This is a genomic window from Microcoleus sp. PH2017_28_MFU_U_A, assembly GCF_020738035.1.
Lineage (GTDB): Bacteria > Cyanobacteriota > Cyanobacteriia > Cyanobacteriales > Microcoleaceae > Microcoleus.
The window spans coordinates 114,535-138,341 of the sequence record NZ_JAEQCX010000035.1; the positions used below are offsets into that span (position 1 = coordinate 114,535).

The 23,807-nt window shown below is 45.7% G+C and carries 20 protein-coding genes and 1 CRISPR repeat array; of the genes, 12 read left to right on the forward strand and 8 right to left on the reverse strand.

Annotation, left to right across the window (positions count from 1 at the left end):
• Positions 1 to 194: 194 nt before the first annotated feature.
• Positions 195 to 2,513, reverse strand: coding sequence for a tetratricopeptide repeat protein (locus JGK14_RS06790; RefSeq protein ID WP_293270524.1), 2,319 nt, complete (start codon positions 2,511 to 2,513; stop codon positions 195 to 197).
• 455 nt (positions 2,514 to 2,968) lie between these two features.
• Here JGK14_RS06790 and JGK14_RS06795 point away from each other — a divergent pair, with 455 nt between their 5' ends.
• Together JGK14_RS06795 and JGK14_RS06800 are read left to right on the forward strand one after the other, a co-directional pair.
• Complete coding sequence (locus JGK14_RS06795; protein WP_293174680.1) at positions 2,969 to 6,493, forward strand: glycosyltransferase; 3,525 nt, start codon at positions 2,969 to 2,971, stop codon at positions 6,491 to 6,493.
• A 214-nt stretch (positions 6,494 to 6,707) separates the two neighbouring features.
• Positions 6,708 to 8,036 carry a GH39 family glycosyl hydrolase gene (locus JGK14_RS06800; protein ID WP_293174683.1) on the forward strand — a complete coding sequence of 443 codons (1,329 nt, stop codon included), beginning with the start codon at positions 6,708 to 6,710 and terminating at the stop codon, positions 8,034 to 8,036.
• Positions 8,037 to 8,321: 285 nt separating this feature from the next.
• On the opposite strand, the gene JGK14_RS06805 is transcribed toward JGK14_RS06800, so the two are convergent.
• Both JGK14_RS06805 and JGK14_RS06810 read right to left on the reverse strand, forming a co-directional pair.
• The gene (locus tag JGK14_RS06805) at positions 8,322 to 8,621 is read right to left on the reverse strand and encodes a contact-dependent growth inhibition system immunity protein (RefSeq protein WP_293174686.1); all 300 of its coding nucleotides are present in this window, start codon (positions 8,619 to 8,621) and stop codon (positions 8,322 to 8,324) included.
• Positions 8,618 to 9,157 carry an RNase A-like domain-containing protein gene (locus JGK14_RS06810; protein ID WP_293174689.1) on the reverse strand — a complete coding sequence of 180 codons (540 nt, stop codon included), beginning with the start codon at positions 9,155 to 9,157 and terminating at the stop codon, positions 8,618 to 8,620. Before JGK14_RS06810 ends, JGK14_RS06805 begins: the two co-directional genes overlap by 4 nt.
• 501 nt (positions 9,158 to 9,658) lie before the next feature.
• Here JGK14_RS06810 and rfbF point away from each other — a divergent pair.
• The 6 genes from rfbF (at position 9,659) to JGK14_RS06840 (ending at position 15,103) form a co-directional block, all read left to right on the forward strand.
• On the forward strand, positions 9,659 to 10,435 hold the full coding sequence (rfbF, locus tag JGK14_RS06815) for a glucose-1-phosphate cytidylyltransferase (RefSeq protein WP_293174692.1): 777 nt from the start codon (positions 9,659 to 9,661) through the stop codon (positions 10,433 to 10,435).
• A 450-nt stretch (positions 10,436 to 10,885) separates the two neighbouring features.
• Complete coding sequence (locus JGK14_RS06820; RefSeq protein ID WP_325314883.1) at positions 10,886 to 11,968, forward strand: acyl-CoA dehydrogenase family protein; 1,083 nt, start codon at positions 10,886 to 10,888, stop codon at positions 11,966 to 11,968.
• A gap of 41 nt (positions 11,969 to 12,009) precedes the next feature.
• Positions 12,010 to 12,174, forward strand: a complete 165-nt coding sequence (locus tag JGK14_RS06825) for a hypothetical protein (protein WP_293174698.1) — start codon at positions 12,010 to 12,012, stop codon at positions 12,172 to 12,174.
• Positions 12,158 to 12,901 carry a cyclase family protein gene (locus tag JGK14_RS06830; protein ID WP_293216353.1) on the forward strand — a complete coding sequence of 248 codons (744 nt, stop codon included), beginning with the start codon at positions 12,158 to 12,160 and terminating at the stop codon, positions 12,899 to 12,901. The genes JGK14_RS06825 and JGK14_RS06830 overlap by 17 nt, the downstream gene beginning before the upstream one ends.
• A 147-nt stretch (positions 12,902 to 13,048) precedes the next feature.
• On the forward strand, positions 13,049 to 13,795 hold the full coding sequence (locus tag JGK14_RS06835) for a DUF1995 family protein (protein ID WP_325314884.1): 747 nt from the start codon (positions 13,049 to 13,051) through the stop codon (positions 13,793 to 13,795).
• A gap of 528 nt (positions 13,796 to 14,323) precedes the next feature.
• On the forward strand, positions 14,324 to 15,103 hold the full coding sequence (locus JGK14_RS06840) for a metallophosphoesterase family protein (RefSeq protein ID WP_293195714.1): 780 nt from the start codon (positions 14,324 to 14,326) through the stop codon (positions 15,101 to 15,103).
• A 392-nt stretch (positions 15,104 to 15,495) separates the two neighbouring features.
• Positions 15,496 to 17,091: a CRISPR direct-repeat array (repeat unit 36 nt; unit sequence CTTTCCCAAACGACTTCCCCGCAAGGGGATTGAAAC).
• Between the two features lie 353 nt (positions 17,092 to 17,444).
• Here JGK14_RS06840 and JGK14_RS06845 read toward each other — a convergent pair.
• Positions 17,445 to 18,296 (reverse strand): M48 family metallopeptidase, encoded by an 852-nt coding sequence (locus JGK14_RS06845; protein WP_293208573.1) that lies wholly within the window; start codon positions 18,294 to 18,296, stop codon positions 17,445 to 17,447.
• A 699-nt stretch (positions 18,297 to 18,995) separates the two neighbouring features.
• On the opposite strand from JGK14_RS06845, the gene JGK14_RS06850 reads away from it, so the two are divergent.
• Complete coding sequence (locus tag JGK14_RS06850) at positions 18,996 to 19,523, forward strand: DUF4330 domain-containing protein (RefSeq protein ID WP_293174713.1); 528 nt, start codon at positions 18,996 to 18,998, stop codon at positions 19,521 to 19,523.
• Between the two features lie 391 nt (positions 19,524 to 19,914).
• On the opposite strand, the gene JGK14_RS06855 is transcribed toward JGK14_RS06850, so the two are convergent.
• Positions 19,915 to 20,814 carry an alpha/beta fold hydrolase gene (locus JGK14_RS06855; protein ID WP_293174716.1) on the reverse strand — a complete coding sequence of 300 codons (900 nt, stop codon included), beginning with the start codon at positions 20,812 to 20,814 and terminating at the stop codon, positions 19,915 to 19,917.
• A gap of 233 nt (positions 20,815 to 21,047) precedes the next feature.
• Here JGK14_RS06855 and JGK14_RS06860 point away from each other — a divergent pair, with 233 nt between their 5' ends.
• Positions 21,048 to 21,212 carry a hypothetical protein gene (locus JGK14_RS06860; RefSeq protein WP_293174719.1) on the forward strand — a complete coding sequence of 55 codons (165 nt, stop codon included), beginning with the start codon at positions 21,048 to 21,050 and terminating at the stop codon, positions 21,210 to 21,212.
• 130 nt (positions 21,213 to 21,342) lie between these two features.
• The gene (locus tag JGK14_RS06865; RefSeq protein ID WP_293195718.1) at positions 21,343 to 21,957 is read left to right on the forward strand and encodes a hypothetical protein; all 615 of its coding nucleotides are present in this window, start codon (positions 21,343 to 21,345) and stop codon (positions 21,955 to 21,957) included.
• Here the strand turns inward: JGK14_RS06865 and JGK14_RS06870 are convergent.
• From JGK14_RS06870 to JGK14_RS06880, 3 genes are all read right to left on the reverse strand, one after another.
• The gene (locus JGK14_RS06870; RefSeq protein WP_293223470.1) at positions 21,925 to 22,854 is read right to left on the reverse strand and encodes a hypothetical protein; all 930 of its coding nucleotides are present in this window, start codon (positions 22,852 to 22,854) and stop codon (positions 21,925 to 21,927) included. The genes JGK14_RS06865 and JGK14_RS06870 overlap by 33 nt on opposite strands.
• A 211-nt stretch (positions 22,855 to 23,065) precedes the next feature.
• Positions 23,066 to 23,239, reverse strand: coding sequence for a hypothetical protein (locus tag JGK14_RS06875; protein WP_293174728.1), 174 nt, complete (start codon positions 23,237 to 23,239; stop codon positions 23,066 to 23,068).
• Positions 23,240 to 23,404: 165 nt separating this feature from the next.
• The gene (locus tag JGK14_RS06880; RefSeq protein ID WP_293202787.1) at positions 23,405 to 23,533 is read right to left on the reverse strand and encodes a hypothetical protein; all 129 of its coding nucleotides are present in this window, start codon (positions 23,531 to 23,533) and stop codon (positions 23,405 to 23,407) included.
• Between JGK14_RS06880 and JGK14_RS06885 the strand changes: the two genes are divergently transcribed.
• The gene (locus JGK14_RS06885) at positions 23,527 to 23,715 is read left to right on the forward strand and encodes a hypothetical protein (protein ID WP_293174731.1); all 189 of its coding nucleotides are present in this window, start codon (positions 23,527 to 23,529) and stop codon (positions 23,713 to 23,715) included. The two genes, JGK14_RS06880 and JGK14_RS06885, sit on opposite strands and share 7 nt — an antisense overlap.
• Positions 23,716 to 23,807 lie beyond the last annotated feature (92 nt).

Sequence of the window (23,807 nt, forward strand, 5' to 3'; positions counted from 1 at the left end):
ATTTGTTTGTGCGGATTTTTTGGAATTGTTCGTTTACCAGAAAGAATTGGTTTAAATCCTCTCCCTTTTGGAAGAAATTAAAATTAGACGATTCATTACTCCAATCCTCTTCCTTCTAGGTAGAGGTCGCCCTCAAGCTGTCAACTGTCAACTGTCAACTGTCAACTGTCAACTGTCAACTGAATGAACAATCTTTAAATCTCCAGCAATAGAGTCAGAGCGTTATTGTACCAAGTCAATCCTTTATCTAAAACCTTAAAGCCAGCTACTTTACACATAGATTCTAAAGCATAAGCTGTAGGCAGCCACCACCAAGGGCCAAAGTCGTTGATGTCAAAAACGGCTTTATCAATTACTCCGAGAATTGGTGTGCCGTAGGTGTACTGCTGCCAGTAAGCTGTTAAGATAGCTCGTTCTGCTTCGCCCAAAGCGGGAATGAAGATTACCCCAGAAGCTGGAATTTCGTAGCGTCCCCGCTCGTTTTCTATAAGTTCTTGGGTAATTGCTGAAGTTAAGATTAAATACTGCCCTGTTATTTGACGCAAGCTCATTAAAATTTGCAAAGGGTGGGGGTGATGGTACAAAACTCCTGCACAGTGGACGACATCGTAAGGCTCACCAATTTCTGCAAGCTGAATCTGAGTTATATCTTGACTGATACAATTATAATTAGCAATATTTAAACTTGCCATGCGATCGCGAAAATCATCCCAAATGTGTGCGGATGCCGGCGTGACATCAATCATTGTCAGAGAAACTGCACCGTATTTGCTTGCTACGGATACTTTTTCGTTGACTGTGCCCCACAATCCCCCGACTTCTGCAAAAGTCTGATTTTTGACGACTCGGGCAATGTAGCGATCGCGAATATCGTCATTCTCCAACTCTGATAATATACTGCGATCGCCCGTAGAGTCATTTTTTTGCAAAATTTCCGCCAATTTCCCGGATATTGCGGCATCTTGCGGCCGAATTTCTAACGCCATCAAGTACAAGACTGTAGCTGCGTCGGGGCGATCGCTCTCGGCAAACTTTTGGGCTGTTTCGCAGTAAAATTCAGGAGCGTGCAGCGGCTGCAATTCGTGGTGATAGTAACTCGTTGCCGGATCTAAACCTGACGGCACTCTTTTGATGAGAGCATCGCCTAACTTGGCGTAAATGTTGGGGAGATCCGGTTCGATTTGCAGCGCACAAAGGTAAGCAGAAACAGCTTCGTTCCAGTTGTGGATCTCAGTCAAAGCATCGCCTAAATTATAATAAGACCAAGAAAAATTGGGGTTGAGTTCAATAGCGCGCTGATAAGCAGTAGCTGCTGCTTTCCACTGCTCGGTTTTTAACAGCGGTTCTCCTAAATTGTGGTAAGCCCAAGAAAAGTCTCGATTGAGTTCGATCGCCCGCTGGTATGCCAAGATTGCTGCCAACCAATCCTGGAGTTTAACTAAAGTTAATGCTAAATTATAATGAGACCAAAAAAAATCTGAATTAAGAGCGATCGCCCGCTGGTAAGCTGTCGCAGCTTCCGACCATTTTTCTAATTGAAAAAGCGCATCTCCCAACTTGTGACAAGAACCAGAAAAATTCGGATCTAAGTCAACAGCTTGCTGGTATGCTGCTGCGGACTCCGACCATTTTTCTAATTTGCCGTAAGCTTCACCGAGGCTGTAGTAAGACCAAGAAAAATTTGGGTCAATTGCCACAGCCGTGCGGTAGACAATAATAGCTTCTTGCCATTGTTCTAATTCGAGCAGAACGCTGCCTAAATTGTAGTAAGACCAAAAAGAATTCAGATTCAGCTCAATACTTTCGCGGTAGGCAGCTTCGGCTTGGCGCCAGAGTTTATTGGCTTGCAAAACATTGCCTAATTTGTAATGAAATTCCGAAATATCCGGTTGAAGCTTGATAGCTTTGCGGTAGTTAACAATAGCTTCGTCCCACTGTTTTAGGGCGCTAGCAGCTTCGGCTAATTTGGTGTAAGCTTCACAACAACTAGGGTTTAAATAAATAGCGCGGTGGTAACAAACTAGAGCTTTTTGTGGCTTGTTTTGCGCCAACAAAGTATTGCCCAAATCTAGATATTCTTCCGGTATGTCGATCGGTTCCACGCTGAGTGATTGATACCAACAGTCGGCTGCTGGCTCAGCTTGACCGACTTCGGTAAATATCCGGCTCAAATTGCGGTAAAATCCTGCAAAGTCTGGTTGTAGGGCGATCGCTTTTTGGTAACAGTCGATCGCTTCTTGCCATTGTTGCAAACTAGCGCAGAGGGTGCCGAGGTTAGCAAAAGCTTCGGCAAAATCCGGTTTGTGGGCGATCGCAACTTTATACCAATACCGAGCGTCTTCTAGCTTACCCTGAGCTTGCAGCGCCTTTCCTAAGGTTTTGCAAGTCTCGGCGGAATCGGGGTGGGATTCGAGAATTTGGTGGCAAAGTGCGATCGTCCGATCCAACTTCCCTAAAGCTAAATATATTTCTGCCTGTTGTTGCAAATCAACCGCGGCTGTTTCTGAATTCACTTTTAACGTTCCTGTTTAGTAATAATTCCCTGTGTAATTGTAGAGCAAAACCTCTCTAATATCCTCCAGATCGTGCACCGACATCAGCCTGACTGTAAATACCGAGTACCTGGATGGCATTTATGCGATCGTCATCGAGGGCTACGCTAACGAACTTTAATAGGACTTACGCACAGGTTGCCAGAAACCGGGTTTTTGCTGAGAAGACGCGCTGTGATTCGCAAATTTGGGAAAAAACCCGGTTTCTTTGTCGGAGTGCGTCGAGGACTGTTTAAGTTAATTTGTACGCAAGTCGAGCAAACACATATTTCGATTAAACTAAGATAGCAACCAGTTAAGTAAACCCACCTAATAAAACTCAAAATACGGCTCGCGCTTAAGCTTGTTGTGTATATCTTTTTCCCTCTTCCCTCTTCCCTCTTCCCTCTTCCTTCTACTGAACAACCAGGTAAACAATGTCAGCAGCCACACGCACACCGCAAGTCAGCGTAATTATAGCAGCATACAACGGATCTCGCTACATCGTACAAGCGGTAGAAAGCGTGTTGTGCCAAACTTTTACAGATTTAGAAATAATCGTTGTAGACGACGGTTCGACAGATGAGACACATCAGGTATTGCAGCCTTATTTCGACAGAATTCGCTACGTATATCAAGAAAATGCCGGAGTAGCAGCAGCCCGCAACCGAGGAATTCAGGAATCCAAAGGCGAATTCATCGCTTTTTTAGATCAAGATGACTTCTTTTTGCCAGATAAATTAGCAGCACAAATATCCCTATTTCGCCAGCAACTCTCCTTAGGAATTGTTAACAGCGGCTGGCGCATTGTCAACCAGCAAGGCGACAAAATTTCCGATATCAAAGCTTGGGAATATTTCCCAAAATTGAACTTAGAAACTTGGATAGTACAAATGCCCGTACTTCCCAGCGCCATGATGTTTTCACGTCAGTGGCTGGAACTTGCAGGCGGATTTAATTCAGAATTTGATTCAGTAGACGATTCAGATTTAGTTCTGCGTTTAGCCCTCTTGGGTTGCGAAGCAGCATGGCTGCCTCAAGTGACAGTATCCTACCGCCAGCACGATCAAAATGTATCAATAAAAAAAGCTCTCAAACAAGCCAATCTTTTTATTACCTTAAAACAGCAATTTTTCGCCAAACCAGATTTACCGCAGCACATCCGCGAGTTAGAAAATCCGGCTTTTTACGAAGCATTGACTTGGATGGCTTGGCAATTGTACTATAGTAACCATCCAGTAGAGGCGGTTGAATTTTTCCAAAAATCTATCCAGTACAGTCCTTATCCTCTAAGGCCAACAGTCACCGATTGGCAGAAGCGTCTGAGTGCGATCGCTCAAACTTACGGAGTTACAATCGATTTTCAATCGTTAAGAAACTTACCAGAATGGAAAAAAATAATGGCTAGCATACCTACCTCAAAAACACCGCGAGTCAGCGTAATTATCCCGGCATACAACTGCGAACACTACATTACTAGAGCTGTGGAGAGCGCTGTAAATCAAACTTACCAAAACTGGGAAATTATCGTCGTAGATGATGGTTCTACAGACAATACGAGGCAAACTTTAGAGCCGTACCGCGATGTGATTCAGTACGTATATCAAGAAAATCAAGGAGCAGCAAAAGCTCGAAACCGCGCTTGCGAAATGGCCAAAGGCGAATTTTTAGCATTTCTGGATGCCGACGACTTTTTCCTGCCAGAAAAACTCGCCAAACAAATTGCTTGTTTTGAAGCTGACCCCACTTTAGGGATGGTACAAAACGGCTGGTTGATGGTTGATGAAACCGGAAAAGACATCTACCCAGTCATGCCTTGGGAAGACACGCCCAACTTAGATTTAGAAAGCTTTGTCCTGCACAAAAGCGTGCGTCCCAGTGCAATGATGGTGCGGCGCGAGTGGTGGGAACGTCTGGGCGGTTTTGACCATCGCTTTCCGCCAACAGAAGATTTAGATTTTGCTTTGCGTTTGGGTTTAAAAGGCTGCAAATGTGCGTGGTTAAAAGAGATATTAACCTGCTACCGCCAGCACGATAGCAATCTCATGTCCGGTGGGGAAAAAGTGATGAAAAGCATGGAAATTGTAATGGAGCAATTCTTCGCCCAACCCAATTTGCCCGATCGCATACGCCAATTACAAAAGGCAGAACGTTACAAGTCTTTAGTGTGGATAGCGTGGCGGATGTACCGCGACGGATATTTGCCAGAGATGGTCGAGTGTTTGAGAAAATCCCTGTACTATACTCCTTATAATGGCACAGAAACAGTTTTTAAATGGTTGGAAACTTTTAGAGTTTCTTCGGAAAAATACACGAACAACTTTGATGCTTATGCCTTAACCAATTTAAAAGAATGGCAAGACATGGTGGCGGAGGCAGTCAACAATACCTATCAATTTAAATCAGAGCCTAGTTCAATTGGCCGCCAGCTTGCACCGCACGTACTCGTCTATGCAGAAGACCACGGAATCGGCGGTTTGGCGCAGTTCAACCACTCGCTACTTTCCAAATTAGCAGCCGACGGCTACCGAGTTACTAGCGTGCAAACTAAAGCTTCTAATCCTTTAATTACCGAACAGCAACAACTAGGTATCGAGCATATTTGGCTGGAGTTCGATACGATGAGGGAGTTTTTGCGAATTGCCTACAATTGTAGCGATGCTGAAAGAATTTACGCGGAAGCTAAACCGGATTTAATTATATTTAGCGATGGCTGGCCGATGGCAAATTTTGCTGCGAAACAAGTTGCACTCAAACAGAACATACCTTATGTAATTACTCTGGGTTATATCGATCGCACTTATAAGACTTTTAACCGTGGAGATCAGGTTCCCTATTTCGATGCAGTGGCCTATCAGTACAATTTAGCTAAAGCGGTGATAGCTGTTTCCCACGAGAATTTAAACTTGTTCAAGAGTTTGTTCAAAATGCCTCGGGAATGGGGTAAAGTAATTTATTACGGCAGGCCGAACAATTACTTTGAACCGCCCAATCTCTCAACCCGCCAACGCCTGCGCCAAGAACAAGGCATTCCCGAAGAGGCTGTGGTTTGTTTCACGGCGGCGAGACTGACTCCAATTAAAGGATATCAGTATCAATTGCAGGCGATCGCCAAACTGAAAAATCTGCCTGTTTGGCCGCAAATTTACTTCGTTTGGGCCGGCCCCGGTTCCACGACTCACGACAACATGGAACCGGAATTGAGAGCAACTGTCAACGAATTAGGAGTCACCGAACAAGTTAAATTTATCGGCCAGCGGTGGGATATTGCCGATTGGTTGGATGCCAGCGACATCTTTATTTTATCATCCAAAGCAGAGGGAATGCCGCTAGCAGTGATGGAAGCAATGGCGAAGGGATTGCCCGTAATTGCTACAGCAGTCAGCGGAATTCCCGAAGAGTTGGGAGATACCGGAAAGTTAATTGCCGATCCGACAATTGACGCGCAACAGACAGCACAAGAGTTAGCCGCAACGGTAGAACTATGGGCCCAAAATCCCGAATTGCGGAGGCTGGCAGGACAAGCTTGCAAACTGCGAGCCCAAGAGCTTTTTAAGGAAGAACGGATGCTGTTGGAATACTCAGAAGTTGTCGCCCAAGTCTTATCTGCTAGCGGCAATCGAGACGAATTTGCGTTAGCGAAGCCCTCGAAGAGGATCGCGCCCAAAGTCCAAAAGCAGATCGAAAAAGTTGACAGTATGCTCCATTACTATTATCTAGTATGGCAGGCTTGGCAAGCTTGGGAGCGCGGGGATATGTCCGGGATGGTGGAGAAGTTGCAGTCAGCTTGGAAATGCACGCCATTGTTGACAAGCGAAACTATCTTGAGTTGGATTGTAAATTTTGTTGCCTTATCTTCAGAGAAAGGGGAGCAATTCGATACTTGTGCGCTGATTAATTCCGAAGCTTGGCAAGAATTGATGGAATTAGTACAGGGTTTTGAACTCGCCTTGTCTCGTTAAATTTTAAGGTACGTTGTTGCGATGAAAGCGCTCTTTCATATATAAACAAAGAGCGCTGAAGCGCAACTACATACCTTGGAAAGAACTCATTTTAAGGTACGTTGTTGCGATGAAAGCGCTCTTTCAATATATAAACAAAGAGCGCTGAAGCGCAACTACATACCTTGATTGAATTGAAGTCTTTTTCTGTTTGCAACCACATACAATATGCAATATGCAATTCACCTTCAAGTTCAAACCTATTAATAAGCTGCTGCCAATTTGCTTAGCTTTGGTAACAATCCTGTTAATCGCGTATTTTGGGCAGCAGCCAACAATTGCCCAAATGCGATCGAACGTCACAGTCGATTTTGGACAGCCAGCCACCGGTATCACCTCCATGAGCGGCTTCTTGCACGGAATCGACCCCAGCAAGCCCCCCGATAGCTCCATTAAGCCCTTGCAGCCCAAGCTGTGGCGCGCCGGAAGACTCGATATTTACGATCGAGTAATCGCCAGCGGAGCCGAATTTCAACTATTAGTTAGCGACCTCTGGGGCTACGGCAGCAACCCCAAAGGCTGGCCCTATCAAAATTACCCCGCGTGGGAAGCCTTCATCCGACAGTTAGCCCAACAGAATAAGGGCAAAAAAATTATTTGGGATATCTGGAACGAACCAGATTTAGTAAATCCGTTTTGGAAGGGAAGCAGAGAACAATTCTTTGAAACTTACAAAAGGGCTTACAAAATCTTGCGGCAAGAATTGGGGCCGTCAGCGATGATTGGCGGGCCGAGCATCAGCACTTACAACAAAGAATATCTCGCGGCTTTTTTGGATTACTGCAAAGCGAACAAACTGGAAGTAAATTTCCTAGCTTGGCACGAACTCAATGATACCATAATTTTATTTGTTGACGATCACGTATTTGATGCTAAACGCAATTTCCAACAAAGTCCCTTTTACAAGGAACTAAAATTGCAAAAGATTTATGTCAACGAAATTGTCGGAGAATTAGCGCAGTATCAGCCGGGGGAAATTTTAGGTTATTTGTCTAACTTGGAGTATGCAAGAGCTGATGGTGCTTGCAGAGCTTGTTGGGATACAACAGTAGGTAAAAAAGTTAGTAATTGCTTCAATAATACGCTGACAGGGATGGTTACGCCGAATACTTTTGAGCCGAGGGCTGCTTGGTGGACTTACAAAGCTTATGCTGATGGAGTGAATTCGCGGGTGCTGAGTCGATCGGATAGCGATCGTCTTGTGGCCTTAGCTAGCAAGTCAAATCCCGAAGGTAAAGCACAGGTACTTTTGGGTTATTTCGATCGCAATTATTCGTCAGCCACAACCGTTACCTTGAATCTTGTAAATTTGCAGCAGCTTGGGATTAAAAACGGTCAAAAAGTTAGTCTCAAATTAGAGAAGATTCCTAACAATCTCGAAGGCGCTGTGCAAAAGCTGGTTACGGTTAAAGAAGAAAGTATTTCGGTTGGTGGAAATAATTTGACTTATGTTGTTCCTAATGTCAAAGTTCATGAAGGTTATTTGTTGACTATTACCAAGTAAAATCACTCAAGAGTCGGCGGTTGGAAACCGCGACTACACAAACGATGTCCGCCTCCGCGGACGAAGAAATATGGATGGGATTTGAGAGAAATGTGCGATCTAATTTTAAATCCGAGGTGGTTAGAAACCCGGGGGTTGGAAACCGCGACTACACAAACGAAGTCCGCGCAACGCGAGACTAAATAGTAGGCAGTATCTACAAAAAAATCAGGCTTAAATACTCCTCTATCTCTTAGTCTGCGGAGGCAGACTTGGCTTGTGTAGTAGCGGTTTCCAACCGCCGAATCATCGGAGATTTATCAACGATTGCTGCACGGATTCCAGCCATTCTCTGACAGTTTGATTTTTCGATTGTGGGTCATAGTAACAGCCTAATTCATCCAGGACGAAGGTTTCTAAATCTGGTTCGGAAATCGACATTTCTAGCAGTTGACTAAGTTCTTGCGATGCAGCTTCAATACTTGCGGGGGGTTCGCTGTTCAGGTAGTTATTGACTACATCACTGGGAGTGTCAGCTTCTAGCGCCCACTCTTGGTGAAAGTAGGAACTGAAAAATTGGGTTAAATTAGGAAATTGATCGATCATTGGGGATAAGCTGTGAGAATAAAGTATCCGGGAGGTAATTTATTGCTGCGCTGGAGGACGATTTTCAGGCGAGAGACTGGAGTTGCTTTGGATGAGCGGCGGCGCAGAGTAATGCCAATTGTTCTGTTGGCGTTGTAGTCGATCGTATAACGATTGCCTCCTTTTTTTACCCAGGAGGCGATCGCACTTTGATTTTTGGACATTGCTTCCGCAATCGCCGCTTCAGCGACGGAACGGTTAGCAAAGGAAGATGCAGCAGCAATTTCCATTTCTCGTCCGAGTCGCTGTGCTAATTCTCCTTCTGTTTTACCAACGTGTCTCTCTAAAGTGTGTCCTCCTGCGGCTTCGTGAACATCCAATCCGCCGCCCGGTATCTTAGGGACAAAGGCTATGGTGGTTTGTGGTATATTTGAGATTTCCCCTGCAAAAACAGCGCCACCAACAGCGGATATTGCCGAGTGCAATAAGATTGTGATTGAGGCGATCGCGCAGATTATACCTAAAAATCTTTTTAGGCGATCGAGTTGACTTTTCATTGTTGTTTTTGATGTTCAGTATAGTTGTCTAATGTTTTTGTCTGTTTCCTAGTTTAGCATTAGTGATAGTCCTGGACGCACAGGTGCCTAGAAACCAAATTTTTTACGAAAATTATGCGCTCTCAGGGTGCATCTCACGCAAGGAAAATATGTTTGTAGGGGCGAAGCATGACCGTAGTCAATATAGGATTATAACTAATAACTTATATGCGGTCATGCTTCGCCCTCTTCAAAATTGAGATGCACCCCGCTCTCACCCACAAATTAGGTTAAAAACCAGGTTTTTTTGAGGTTGATGCGTCCGGGACTGAGTGAGTTAGGAATTGCACGCAGCATTTAATAAGTGGGCGATGCACAGTCCGCACCCTACATTGTATTTAGAATAGGATTTTTTTAGGGTTTACAAAGCTTCACTCAATCTGAGAAATTATTAATAATTCTTTGAAAAAATCCCAGATAATTGATGATAGATTAATTGATAAGTTTTCAAAAGGTGAAAAAATGCAAGTAGTCATCCTAGCGGGCGGTCTTGGTACTCGTCTGAGAGAAGAAACAGAATTTCGCCCCAAGCCTTTAGTTGATGTCGGCGGGCGCCCGATTATTTGGCACATCATGAAAATCTACGCCCACTACGGTTTCCAAAACTTCATTGTCTGCTTGGGCTATCGCGGCAACATGATTAAAGAATATTTCCTGAATTATGAAGCCATGAACAATGACTTTACGATATGTCTGGGACGGAAAAATACCATCACTTATCAGCAGGAACATCGCGAACAAAATTTTCATGTAACGCTGGCTGATACTGGTGCAGAAAGCATGACGGGAGGGCGGGTAAAACGGATCGAAAAATATATCGATGGCGAGAATTTTATGGTGACTTATGGTGATGGAGTTGCTGATGTCAATATCGATAAATTGATGGAGTTTCACAAGTCTCACGGTAAGCTGGCAACTGTAACTACATTTCGCCCGATTTCACGTTTTGGGATTTTGGATGTTGACAGTGAAGGTCAAGTACGAGAATTTGCTGAAAAACCTCAAATAGACGGCTGGATTAGTGTTGGATATATTATATTTAACCGCCGGATATTTGAGTATTTGGGTGAGGATGATTGTGTTTTAGAACAGGAGCCAATGCAGCGTTTGGCAGCAGATGGACAGTTGATGGCTTACCGCCATGAAGGCTTCTTTTATGCGATGGATACTTATCGGGAATATAAGTATTTAAACGAGCTTTGGGATGAAGGGAAGGCTCCTTGGAAAGTTTGGGAATAATGATTAATTAAGATGGCGGTTTAAACCAGGAAAACGGCGGTTTAAACCAGGAAAACGGCGGTTTAAACCGCGTCTACACAAAGGAAGTCTGCCTCCGCAGACTGAAGAAACGGCGGTTTAAACCGCGTCTACACAAAGGAAGTCTGCCTCCGCAGACTGAAGAAGCTCATATAATTTTAACCGCATTGTCTTCAACCCACGGAGGTGGGTTTTGTTTCTATAGACGCGGTTTCAACCGCCGAGTCTGAAGATTCAACCCACGGAGGTGGGTTTTGTTTCTATAGACGCGGTTTCAACCGCCGTTTCTGAAGATTCAACCCACGGAGGTGGGTTTTGTTTGTGTAGACGCGGTTTCAACCGCCGAGTCTGAAGATTCAACCCACGGAGGTGGGTTTTGTTTCTATAGACGCGGTTTCAACCGCCCAGTCTTCTATAAAATCATCATAAAAAATGGATTTTCAATATATTCTAAACAGCGCGGAAAGTTACCTAAAAGAGTGCGTTGCACCCCGCGCGGAAATTATCGACAGTGACTCGGAAGCGCTGAAAACAGCACTTTTAGGATTGGAAAATCGATCGCTCTTAGCGTTGCGCTTTCCCCAAAAATACGGCGGCGCGGGTATTCCACCGGAGCTTTTTTACCAATATCAGGAATTGACGGCGCGATATTCTGGGGCTTTGTCTTTTCTGCAAACTCAGCACCACAGCGCAACTGCGATGATTGCTGGCAGTGACAATGAAATGCTAAAAGGCAAATACTTGCGCGCGATCGCCCAAAAAGAGTTACGCTTGGGTGTTGGGTTTTCGCATTTGAGGCGATCCTCTTCGAGGGCTTCGCTAACGGGCAATCCGGCAGTCACCGCAACTCCCGTAAAAGATGGCTATCTACTGTCGGGGAATGTTCCTTGGATTACTGGTTTTGGCTTGTTTGAAAAGTTTATTGTGGCTGCGGTACTTCCAGACAATCGCGCGGTTTTTGGTTTGCTGCCTTTTGCTAATATTGAACGGGAATCTGGTAAAATAGCTGTCAGCGAAATCATGCCGTTAATCGCGATGAATTCGACTAATACTGTGACAGCAAGTCTTAATAATTGGTTGTTGCATGAATCGGAAATAATTTCGGTTAAAGCTGTCGGTTGGATTGCGGAAAATGACAGCAAAAATATCCTGAATTTTGTGCCGGTTACTTTTGGCTGTATTCGCGCGGGATTGGATGTAATTGTAGCGGCGGCGATAGTTAAAGATTCGCCTGCGATTGTGGCGGCTTGCACAAAATTGGAACAGAAGCTCGATCGGCTAAAACAGCATTTCCTACAATCTCAACATAGCTCAAAAGCCGAACAATTAGCGCTCCGAGCGGAAGCTATTGATTTGGCTGTGCGGTGCGGGCACGCTGCGGTGGTGGTTTCCAGCGGTGCGGCTAACGGTACGCTGCACCCGGCTGGAAGAGTTTATCGAGAGGCTTTGGTGTATACTGTTTCCGGGCAAACAAAGGATGTGATGGCAGCGACGCTCGATCGCATTCTAGAGTGATTCAGCTAGGTTGATTTTGATTTGAATCTGGAACGGGCAAGATGCCCATTCCACAAGAAGAAAAAAATGTGGGATGGGCATCTGGAAGGGGCAAGATGCCCATTCCACAAGAAGAAAAAAAAATGTGGGATGGGCATCTTGCCCGTCCTAATATTGTAGGTATATCAGCTAACCTGAGTTTTTGTGTCGATGACAAACAACTTTAACTCAAACAGTAACTCAAATAATTTAAAAACGATCGCCTACCGCGACATTATAGACTTAACCCATGCAATTCATCCACAGATTCCCATCTGGCCGGGTGATCCAGCGCCGGAATTTGAAATAGTATCTGAAATAGACAAAAACGGCTATTTCCTGCGAAAATTCTCCATGGGAGAACACAGCGGCACTCACATCAACGCACCGAATACCTTCTATCCAGCAGGCGCGAGTGTTGATAGTTATGCGCCCCAGTCTCTAGTTTTGCCCGGAATTGCGATCGACATTCGGGAGCAATGTCTTGCCAATCCCGATTACACTTTAACGATAGATGATATATTGAATTGGGAACGCCAGCACAAATTTATTGAACCGGAAAATCTAGTTCTATTATATACTGGATGGCAAGCCAAATGGCATGATGAGCGAGCATTTTTCAATCCTGACGAAGGCGGAGTTTGCCACTTTCCGGGATTTGGTCGAGCTGCGACTCAATTTTTGCTAGAAGAGCGATCGATTGCGGGAATTGGTATTGACACTCACGGAGTCGATCCGGGACAAGATGAAAGTTTTGCTGTGAATAAAATGGTATTGCAACAGCAGCGAATTGTGCTGGAAAATCTGGCAAATCTCCACTTTTTACCTGCGGCAGACTTCACTTTGGCGATCGGAATATTGCGCCTTTTGGGAGGTTCCGGCTCGCCCGTGTCCGTGTTAGCTTTTGTAGCTTAAGCTGTGGCATATTTGAATTGCATATTTCGGGCGGGCTGGAAGCCCACCCCACAAGATTTTGATTATTTATTAAGTCTAATTTAAATTTTGATTAGCTTAATGCGGTAAAATTGGATTGAGAGAAGTCGAGTACGAATAATAAGATTAATGACAGAACTGCCTAACGATCTCAATGATGCGATCGCCCAATCGCGCATAGCCACCGCCGCCGCCCTCTCGGATGGCATGAATCTCCTGCAAGTCGAATTAGTCTTTCCCGAAATCGCCCTGCAAGCACAGTCTATCACGCAACAATTCTTACCAGAATTTGAGGAAAGCCACTCCGGGATGAAAGTCTTTTTTCCCGATGCTGGTGCAGCCGCCCTCGCCCGCCGCGATTGGGGAGAAGTACCTTTTAAAATAAGTGATTTGGGCAGCAGCCGCACTCCTGTTGAAGATAATATAGCACCGGAAGATGAACTGTTTTTGCTGGTGAATCCGGCGGCGGTAGAGGTGTCGCAAGTCGAAAAACTTTATATAGCTGCGGCGGGCCGCCCTGTGATCTTGCTCAACCCGCGCCTAGAAGATGTTGCTACTATAGGTATAGGTTATGCAGGCCGTCAGTTGCGCGATCGATTCCTGAGCAAAATCGAATCTTGCTATTACATCAGGCCGCTAGATACGGCAGCTTTATTCCGCTGCTATCCGCAACCGTGGCAAGTCTGGCTGGAAATAAACGACGAATACAAATTAATTTCGGAAACTGCCCAAAAACCTGTGGGAGACGATTTAGAACGGATTTTAGCGAAAGCTATGGGAGTCGCCGATCCGGATTCGACTGCATCGGCAAAACCGCTAAAAAAGAAAGGTTTGTTAGCAGAAATGCAGACTTTCCTCAAGGCTTTGACTCAGTAGCATTGTAGAGTGCGTTAGCTAGAGTTATTTTCGATTTGCTCGATCGACTCATCGCTGGCGCATCCTACACCTTAAACAGTTGACAGTTGACAGTTGACAGTTGACAGCGAAGTGATAAGAACGGAGATTTAAACTCCGCTATTATCACAATCTGCCTTCATGCTGGGGCTTCAAACCCATGCTATTCGGTGAAATCATTGTTGAGTCAATCTAAAATCGACTGACTCGGTAGTAGCAATTGCCAAAGCACAATTAACAGCGGTTATCAATTCTCTGAAAGACTTGCAGGAGAGGGCACTCCCGTGTTTCTAGGGTATCTTTGTACTTCACTTATACCGAAAGCTGGGAAAACTTCTCAGTGTTGCGATCTGTAACTACGCAAATAAAATTGTGAACTTTACCAAAAGTTTATAAAAGTAGTATAATGGGTGACACCCCTCCTCAGCGAAAGATCGGAGGAAATAGCAGCTAAATCAGATGCTATAAGCGAGTAATTAAGGTTTCGATTCAGGAAAGCGGATAAATACAGTGAACCAGCGGCGCATTGTTATTGGGGACGTACACGGGCATTACGACGGGTTAATGCTTTTGCTAGAGGCACTTGCCCCGAGTTCGGACGATCGCGTATATTTTTTAGGAGATTTAATCGATCGCGGGCCGAAAAGCGCTCAGGTATTAGATTTTGTGCAGCAAAGCCCCTACCAAACGCTGCTGGGAAACCACGAACAACTGATGTTAGATGCTTTGTCGGGGCCCTCTGTGGATATGCGGGCGTGGCAGTCTTGGCTGTACAGCGGTGGGGATGCGACTGTCGCTAGTTACAAGGATACAGGGATGATGCCGTACAAACACTTAGATTGGCTGCGATCGCTCCCAACGCATCTAGACTTAGGGGATATCTGGCTGGTGCACGCGGGTGTGCATCCAACTATGCCAATTGACAAACAGTCGATCGAACAATTGTGCTGGATTCGCAAGGAATTTCACGCGATACCGAAACCGTATTTTCCCGATAAATTAATTATTACCGGTCACACGATCACGTTTACCTTTGAGGGTGTGAGGCCCGGGGAATTAGTCAGGGGCCAAGGGTGGCTGGATATTGACACGGGGGCTTATCATCCAAAAAGTGGCTGGCTGACTGGATTTGACTTGAGTTATCGCAGAGTTTATCAGGTAAATGTGTTTAACAATCAAGTGCGGATTTTGCCGTTTGATGAAGTTGTCAGACAATTGAAGCCGCAGATTCCACCTCCAAAAGCTCAGTTGAAAGCTCAGTTGAACTCTGTTGTTCAACAGGAAGCTTAATTCCAAACGAAGTGCTGGGAAAAGCTTGACAATTTGTTCTTGAGTCTCTATTGTTTGTAGTAGTGGAAAGCAAGGGTTTTTCACGCGGAACTTTGAAAATTGAATAGATTTTGCGATCGCCTGCGGTTGGTTTCATAACTGCAAGCGATTTTGATCTAGGTGGGCGATCGGCTGCGGTGGGTTTCATTGCCGCAAGTGATTTCGACGCACCTAGGGCGATCGGTGAAACCCTTATTCTTTCGTTGAGGTGCGTCGATTGTCTTTGTAGTCTGGGGTTGAGCGTTTTCAATCCTATGCTTGTTGAAGATGACCCCCCATCTATTGAGAGTGAAAAAACAGTGCGTCGATTTGGCGTCTGGAACGCTCTCTGGGTAAGGGTTTGTAGCCGAACTCTTTCCCAAACGACTTCCCCGCAAGGGGATTGAAACAACAACTACGACGTTTTCATCAGGCGTATCACTAGGCTTTCCCAAACGACTTCCCCGCAAGGGGATTGAAACATTACAAAATTAAATTTCAAACCTTTAAAATATAGACTTTCCCAAACGACTTCCCCGCAAGGGGATTGAAACGTCTTTCTTCAGTGACTTCATAAATTCTCCTAGAGTAATTCTTTCCCAAACGACTTCCCCGCAAGGGGATTGAAACGCTGTTGGCGGCGGTGCCACTGGTGGAAAAACCACCACACTTTCCCAAACGACTTCCCCGCAAGGGGATTGAAACATTTTTGGGCCCTTTCTCGGGTCTAGATCATACGATCCAGGCTTTCCCAAACGACTTCCCCGCAAGGGGATTGAAACACAAAATGGACAACTGTTTCTTCATCTTCATGATAACTTTCCCAAACGACTTCCCCGCAAGGGGATTGAAACCATGACATGTGTTCAAAAAACACACACTAATCCAAGCTCAATCTTCCCACTTTCCCAAACGACTTCCCCGCAAGGGGATTGAAACTTTTGCCGGTTCCAGAAGACGAGTTGTAGCCCACTATCCACCACCCTTTCCCAAACGACTTCCCCGCAAGGGGATTGAAACGGGAAAGGTACTATCTTGCACTCAGGCATAGATATTGCTTTCCCAAACGACTTCCCCGCAAGGGGATTGAAACGTAAATACTCCGTTTATCGTTAGGTATTCTGTCAAACTTTCCCAAACGACTTCCCCGCAAGGGGATTGAAACTTAGGGTGACCAAAACTCTTAAAACTTGTAGAAATGGCATTCTTTCCCAAACGACTTCCCCGCAAGGGGATTGAAACTATCTGGGGAACGGTACCCTTTCCGTTGCAGGTTGGGCAACTTTCCCAAACGACTTCCCCGCAAGGGGATTGAAACGCTTTCTTGATTGTTCATCGTAGAAGTGAGGCTTAGCCTTTCCCAAACAACTTCCCCGCAAGGGGATTGAAACGGCCTTTACTGCAATTAGCCATGTTTTTTACCCTAAAATTCTTTCCCAAACAACTTCCCCGCAAGGGGATTGAAACCTTTCTAAGAAGGTCAAAGACAATAATGGAAACTCCATCTTTCCCAAACAACTTCCCCGCAAGGGGATTGAAACCACTTTTTGGCGGACAGACTGTCTCGCCAGTTTTTCTTTCCCAAACGACTTCCCCGCAAGGGGATTGAAACCCGAAGTCAAACAATCCAGCGACCAGAGGTACCGGTGTCTTTCCCAAACGACTTCCCCGCAAGGGGATTGAAACTTTCACTGCCGTCGCTACCTCCTGGTAGGGAAAAATCTCCTTTCCCAAACGACTTCCCCGCAAGGGGATTGAAACTTTGGTGCAAAAACGGCAAGGGTTCGACTTGGCTTTCCCAAACGACTTCCCCGCAAGGGGATTGAAACCACCAACCGATTGCTCGGTAATGGTCTATTTCATCTACTTTCCCAAACGACTTCCCCGCAAGGGGATTGAAACCCAAAACCTTTACCTTCGGAGGGGTTCGGTTTCTTTCCCAAACGACTTCCCCGCAAGGGGATTGAAACGGTATTTGTCCTCTTGCAAGGGGCAAGAAACCGGGTTTCTACGAGTTTTTCGGTTGGGTGACGAGAAATATAGAGAGAAACCCGGTTTCTCAGATTTAGGCAAGGGGCAAGAAACCGGGTTTCTACGAGTTTTTCGGTTGGGTGACGAGACATATAGAAAGAAACCCGGTTTCTCAGATTTAGGCAAGGGGCAAGAAACCGGGTTTCTACGAGTTTTTCGGTTGGGTGACGAGAAATATAGAAAGAAACCCGGTTTCTCAGATTTACGCAAAATAGATCTCAAATGGGTTGTATAGAATGCGTCAGCTTGGGTTCGATCGCACTTCAACGCAACTCACCCACCCTACCAAAAACTACGATCGCAACAACCGACGCATTTCCAGCTTATAAGCCGCATTATTCAAACCCTCACCGCTAGCCAGATCCGGATCGATCGCCTGGGAAATCGCAGCAATTCGATCGCTAGTCGCCGGGTGAGTGCTCAAAATACTCGGTGGAGAAGGCTTATTTAGCAACTTTTTCATAAAATCAACCATCCCAGATTGAGCGTAGCCCGATCGCCCCATAGTTTGCAAACCCAACTGATCCGCCTCATACTCAGCTTGACGGCTGTGAGGGCGACGCAAAGCCAACTCCACCCCAATCTGTACCGCCTTAGAACCATCCAGCCCAGTCGCCGAAGCAACACCAGAGGCGATCGCCATTTGACGCATTTGCTTAATCGAATGGCGAGCACTAATATGCCCGATTTCGTGCGCGATCACACTTGCTAATTCCGCCTCATTATCCGCCGCCGCCATCAAACCCTTATTCACATAAACAAAACCGCCCATCGTCGCAAAAGCATTAATATTGTTATCGTCAATCACCTGAAAAGTATAAGGAATATCCGGGCGATCGCTTTCTTGGGCCAGCCGCTGACCGATGCGGTTGATGTATGCTGTAGTAGCCCGATCGCGATCGATCTTAAACTCCCTACTCGTCAACTGCTGATTGATTTGTCGGCCAACAGTCACCTCCTGGCGATCGGACATATTCGACAATTGAATAACTTGAATCCCCCGCAAAATCAGTTCCGGCAAAGAAAATGCTTGAGTCGGTTGTGGGGAAATCACGCAGATACCCGCAGCCACAATCACCGACAGAAATAGATAAATCCCCCGGCCACAACTACGCCGACAAGTCAACCAAAAACCTTTTAACATGATTTATACGCCCTAGAAGAAGGAAGAAGGAAGAAGGAAGAAGGAAGAAGGAAGAAGGAAGAAGGAAGAAGGAAGAAGGAAGAAGGAGATAAGATGTCGGTTGAAACCGAATCTACAAAAACAAAGTCCGCTAGGGTGCATCTGGCGCAAGGCGAATATAGCCTTTATCAAAAAGATGAGGTATGACTGACAGCTTATATAACCGCTTAAACCAAGAGGGCTGAAGCCCAACAACATACCTCATCTTTCTGAGAACCGCTATATATTCGTAGGGGCGAAGCATGACCGCAGAAAATAGGAGATTATAACTAATAACTTATATGCGGTCATGCTTCGCCCTCTTCCTTGCGCCAGATGCACCCGTCCGCGAAACGCGAGACTCAAGAAAATAATGTAATTTCAACCGTCGCTTCTTCAACCTGCGGAGGCAGGTTTTGTTTGTATAGACGCGGTTTCAACCGCCCGGTCTTTTTTTTTAGGAAAAACTCAAAAAGTCACTAAATCGGCAGACGAAATATAACGCTACTTAGTTGCTATTTTAACTTGTTCCTAAATTTTAACCACTCTCCCCTCTCCCCATCTCCCCCTCTTCCCATCCCCCACTCTCCAAGTCCTGCGGATTTTGGGCGATCGTTGTGGTAATATCTTTTGGCTTGTACAGATACTCCTGTCGCTGTCAGTGAATTAAGTAAGCGATTTATGAAAATTTTGGATTCTCAAGGCCGGTTGTTCGGCAAACTCAGCATTCTAGACGTAGGTGCAGCAATGATTGTGCTGCTAGTTGCAGTCGGCATCTTCTTCTTTCCCGGTACTTCCGGCGGTTCCGTCGCCCAAGTCGGCGGCGCCAGCGTCAAAACCGTAGAAATGGATGCAATTGCGATCGGACTCAAAGGCACAAACTTTCAAGAGTTATTCAAAGCCGGCGATAAAATCAACGTAGTAATCCGCAACCAGCCCTCTGGTCAGATTACAATCAAAGAGGTAAAAACCATAACTAGAACCCTCGCAGTTCCTCAGCCCAACGGCACCTTAAAAGCTGTCCCAGATCCTAGAGAAGAAGAATCTTTCAGCAGAAATATGAGATTTACTCTAGAGGGGAAAGGTCAAATTACTGAAAACGGCCCGGTTTTAGGAAATATGAAAGTCAAAATCGGAACTACTCTCGAACTTGAAGGCAAAAAATACATTTTCAACGCCAGCGTCATCGACGTGCGAGTCAAAGAATAGTCAGTTGACAGTCAAATAGGTACGTAGTTGGGCTTCAGCCCTCTTTACACATATATTTAAAGAGGGCTAAAGCCCAACTACGTACCTTGATTAATTTTGAGCGATGCTTTCATCTCCCGACAATAAAACTACCCTGCTTCGATTTCAACGCCAGCGTCATCAACGTGCGAGTCAAAGAATAGTCAGTTGACAGTCAAATAGGTACGTAGTTGGGCTTCAGCCCTCTTTACACATATATTTAAAGGAGGCTCAAGCCCAACTACGTACCTTGATTAATTATGACAGTTGCGTCCCAAACACGAGCAGACCTTCTTCTTTCCTCGAACTTGCAACCTCTATCCGCGACATCCGTCAAATCCGTTACAGAATTGGTTGCCGAACTTCTTTACTCTTAAGAAAACAACCTTAAATACTGCCGAATTAAACCAATAGTCACAGCCGGAACTTCCAACTGCGGAGTCAAACCCACATTTTCCAGAGTTTGAAAAACCTTAATTGCATCCGGGTTGAGATTAGCCAACCGCTGGCCAATCTCGGGGCTAGTAAACTGAGATTTTTCACCCCAAATAATCGCAGTCGGTGTTGTTAGCTGAGTGATATAAAGTGACAAATCAAAACACAAATCTCCCCGCACAAAAGACAAGGCTGCATATTCTGCATTTGGTTCCAAAGCAGATTGCAGATAAGCATCGACAATTTCTTGGTAGACTCGACGGGAATCGGCAAATTGGCGCTCTTCTAAAAAGCTGCGAATGCCGCCATCTGTGGCAATGCCCGTACTGTAGAGCAAGCGGTCTAAAATTGGAGTGTTGACGAGTTTAGCAAAGAAACTGCTGCCGTAATCTTGTCCGAAGTCTGACAAACCGCTGGGAATCGTCAAAATCAGCGATTTGAACAGATCCGGGCGGGCGATCGCAGCTCGAATCGCGATCGCCCCTGTCAGCGAAGAAGCTATCACATCCGTAGGACTTCCGCAAGTTTTTTCGATAAATTGGATCAGAGATGTGATATAATCTTCGACCTGATAATTTTTTTGGGGATGTTCCGATCGCCCCCAACCGATTAAATCCGGTGCTAAGACTCGATATTCCGCTGCAAAAGCCGGATAAACTTTCGACCATTCGTAGGCACTTGACCCGCCCCCAAAGCCGTGAAAAAATACTAAGTTCGGTTTATTTTCCGAATTTGAGTTCGGCAATCCGATCCAAGGCATTTTTTCAGCAGTGTAATATACCATTCTGCCGAGAGAAGTAACTATCGATCGCTGACCGAAGCCGAGAGGAACAAGCATAAATAAGCCTCAATCGCTGTGAGATTGTAGAGTTTCGCGCGCCGCCTCGTCTTTATTTAAAAAGATTGCAAAGCTGGCGTCGTTTTTGTAAAGATTCAGTATTGATTTCAATCTATTTTAGTACAAGTCAAACCTGAAACTACACACAGCAACTAAGTTTTGCGATCTGCGCGCCCAGGTTGTGCAGTTATCCTCACCGTTGCAAACTACTTGCGATCGGAGATAATAACAAAATGATGGGTAAGACCCCTCAACACAATCAAGTCGGTTCGCCGACTCCGAAAGCAGGCACTCGGAAAGCAGCGGTATCAGATCTAGCTTTTAATCGCGGCAGGTTTACACCCGATCGCCGATCGCAAATAATTAATTACCATATTTTACGGAGCAGTGGCTTTTAATGTCGAAGGTTTCTGTTAAAAGGCGGGCGATGGGTTTTCGATACCTCTGATTGCAGGCAATAAAATCATGAGTCTCGCCGTTATCAATTCCAAAACACAAGAAACAACTAATATCAGGGAGGTATAAAAAATGCAACTGCTTAGGAAACGGGATCGCGAGGGTTTTATGGTTGATGCAAAAAGTCTTCTAGCTGACGGGTTTGCAGAGTTTGATACTGCCTGTCGAAGCATGGATTTAAACGGCAAACAGACATTTGTCGCCACTCCAGAACGATCGGGTTCAGGGTTAGATGTGCGATCGCGCGTCAGCGCACCGGGAATGGTTCGCCTAGCTTTAGAAGAATTGAAATGCTTTGAAGTAGTAGACAACCAGTTTGCCCATTGGGGAGTGACTTTTAGCAATGCCGTCGCCATCCAACCTTCAAACCCAGCATTCCTAACGGTTTCTGGCTCAACAGTGTTAATGGGTGCCCCAAAAAGCGGACTAATAGAAGTAAGTTTCAAGTATCCAGTTCGCAGCGTAGCAGGACTTGTCACCAGTTCGCGGCGAACGGTTTTATCTGCTTGCGACATCGACGGTAACCCGATCGTTCAAGATGAAATGCCGGCGCCGAATCTAGCAGGGTCTAATTCTCCGATCGCGCCCAACACACCCCTGCGCGTCAAAGCCCCGAACATTCATCGCATTACATTTTATGCTTTTGACGGTCAGCTAATAGTCGATGACTTTATTTTTGGATTCTAAAACAATGCCATAAGTATCGTCCCAAGTCTGCAAACCTTCAAGAATGGCATTGCGGACTATAGCCTCGGGTTCCCGACTCAACATCAGGCGAAAGCACTCGGCAGCCCGGGAACGGGCGCTCCAACTTTTGACAGAAGTCACGCGGTTAAACCCACCCTGATTCACCAAATCGGTCATTTGCCGCACTGCAATCAAACGCTTCACAGGGTCAGCATCAGTCAAATCTCCCAAGATCCGATCGAGCGCTGCTTCATCTTCATCTTTTGAGGATCCCAGACTCAGCGCTTGGCGCAGCAACAGCCCTGCAATCGCGATCGTGCCAAAATTCTGCAAAATCAGGCTCAAAGCCATCCAGTGGCTCTCAGAGTCCGCCCAAATCGCCAAACTCATGTAAGCACCCAAGGTAGCAATCCCGCCGGCGCCTACTGCTAAAACCAACCGGCGGTTCGGGCTCTGCCAAAATTGCTCGGCTTTCGATCGCAGCAATTGCCATTCCCCGGACTGCCCTCGGTAAACCAGCATCATCGCTGCGATCCCCAGCCCTGTCGAAACCAATAACTGACTGTTCCACCACCCCCAAACTGCTGCCAGGGTGAAAGCCGCCAACCCACCTTTCGATCGACTCAAACGCGGTAGCAGCCACTTGAGAAAGGCGCTAGAAACCACAGGCGATCGAGCTCGATTGCTCTTCCCATCCACCCTCCGGCGTTTTTTTTCGGTTCTCTCTGGGGTTTCCTGCGGGCGATCGTCTAGACTGCTAAATGTCCTCAAAGCTCCGGCCTCAGTCATTTCTAAGGAGATCTCGCTCAAAGGAAGCTGACCTAGTTGCAAAGTGCGATCGGACTCTTTCGTTACGGTTTGATTCAGCTTAGTTGTAGTTTTTTTAAATTGATTCATAGTTACTTTTTTTACAAATAACTTTAAGTTATTTAGGCGTCTTTTGTACAGATTTTGATTTTTTCCAAACAAGAGTGTGAGACTTTAGAATACCAGAAATATCAACTTGTGGTGAGTGCCACAGATGAGTCAAATTCCGAGAACTTATTACTCGCAAAAGACTGATTGAAGATAGTTGGGAAAAGCACAACAGGTAACGCACGAATATTTCTCACTGACTTTTGAGTTCAAAGGCGATCGGAGTTGGGTGCCGGCAAAAAACACAAAAATTGACAATTTCAGAAATTTCGGGTATTTTGAGTGCTGGAATTCGCCCGCCGAGAACTGCGCGACGAAAATATAGCCTTTTGCCAACAGTCTGGGATCTCGCTACGCCCGGTGTCATACCATTTCCGATTTTAGATTAAATAATTGAAAAATTGGGTAGAATCACTGATTGCGATCGTGGTTGGGATCGGAGGCCTACAGTTGAGAAATGCTTCTGCCATGAATCAAATCATACTTTTTGGATGCTGTGGCCGACACCTACGGCGGTCCGTCCAGCTCGCTGTCAAGCTGTGCAGCGTTTCAAACCAGCCTCATTGGCTAAGATTTTTGAAGAAAATGTCGATCGCCCTCCCAAACTAGAACAAAAGCTGAGTAGGAGTCGAGCGTTGCCAGCAAACAGATGCGTTGCCATCAGCTATAATTTTTTCAGGTAGGGCATTAAATTGGCACGACCGAATCCCATTCCTCGGTACGACCTCGATCGAGTACGACCGCAGAGGATTTCCTTTTTATTTTAGGGAGCGATCGGGCAAAAGTTCCAGTCACTCGGAATCGGACGGCAAAAGTTCCAAGGACGGCGGCATCGCCCGTTAAATAATCCTCTGGAAAGAAACTTCACTTGAGATGGGGTAAATCAACAGTATATAGTTTTCTAACGAATGTTAACATTTGGTAACAAACCGCCT

Coding starts and splice junctions, on each gene's coding strand:
- JGK14_RS06795 (WP_293174680.1), top strand. CDS start 2,969: ATGTCAGCAGCCACACGCACACCGCAAGTCAGCGTAATTATAGCAGCA.
- JGK14_RS06800 (WP_293174683.1), top strand. CDS start 6,708: ATGCAATTCACCTTCAAGTTCAAACCTATTAATAAGCTGCTGCCAATT.
- JGK14_RS06805 (WP_293174686.1), bottom strand. CDS start 8,621: ATGATCGATCAATTTCCTAATTTAACCCAATTTTTCAGTTCCTACTTT.
- JGK14_RS06810 (WP_293174689.1), bottom strand. CDS start 9,157: ATGAAAAGTCAACTCGATCGCCTAAAAAGATTTTTAGGTATAATCTGC.
- rfbF (WP_293174692.1), top strand. CDS start 9,659: ATGCAAGTAGTCATCCTAGCGGGCGGTCTTGGTACTCGTCTGAGAGAA.
- JGK14_RS06820 (WP_325314883.1), top strand. CDS start 10,886: ATGGATTTTCAATATATTCTAAACAGCGCGGAAAGTTACCTAAAAGAG.
- JGK14_RS06825 (WP_293174698.1), top strand. CDS start 12,010: ATGCCCATTCCACAAGAAGAAAAAAATGTGGGATGGGCATCTGGAAGG.
- JGK14_RS06830 (WP_293216353.1), top strand. CDS start 12,158: ATGACAAACAACTTTAACTCAAACAGTAACTCAAATAATTTAAAAACG.
- JGK14_RS06835 (WP_325314884.1), top strand. CDS start 13,049: ATGACAGAACTGCCTAACGATCTCAATGATGCGATCGCCCAATCGCGC.
- JGK14_RS06845 (WP_293208573.1), bottom strand. CDS start 18,296: ATGTTAAAAGGTTTTTGGTTGACTTGTCGGCGTAGTTGTGGCCGGGGG.
- JGK14_RS06850 (WP_293174713.1), top strand. CDS start 18,996: ATGAAAATTTTGGATTCTCAAGGCCGGTTGTTCGGCAAACTCAGCATT.
- JGK14_RS06855 (WP_293174716.1), bottom strand. CDS start 20,814: ATGCTTGTTCCTCTCGGCTTCGGTCAGCGATCGATAGTTACTTCTCTC.
- JGK14_RS06860 (WP_293174719.1), top strand. CDS start 21,048: ATGATGGGTAAGACCCCTCAACACAATCAAGTCGGTTCGCCGACTCCG.
- JGK14_RS06865 (WP_293195718.1), top strand. CDS start 21,343: ATGCAACTGCTTAGGAAACGGGATCGCGAGGGTTTTATGGTTGATGCA.
- JGK14_RS06870 (WP_293223470.1), bottom strand. CDS start 22,854: ATGAATCAATTTAAAAAAACTACAACTAAGCTGAATCAAACCGTAACG.
- JGK14_RS06875 (WP_293174728.1), bottom strand. CDS start 23,239: ATGACACCGGGCGTAGCGAGATCCCAGACTGTTGGCAAAAGGCTATAT.
- JGK14_RS06880 (WP_293202787.1), bottom strand. CDS start 23,533: ATGGCAACGCATCTGTTTGCTGGCAACGCTCGACTCCTACTCAGCTTT.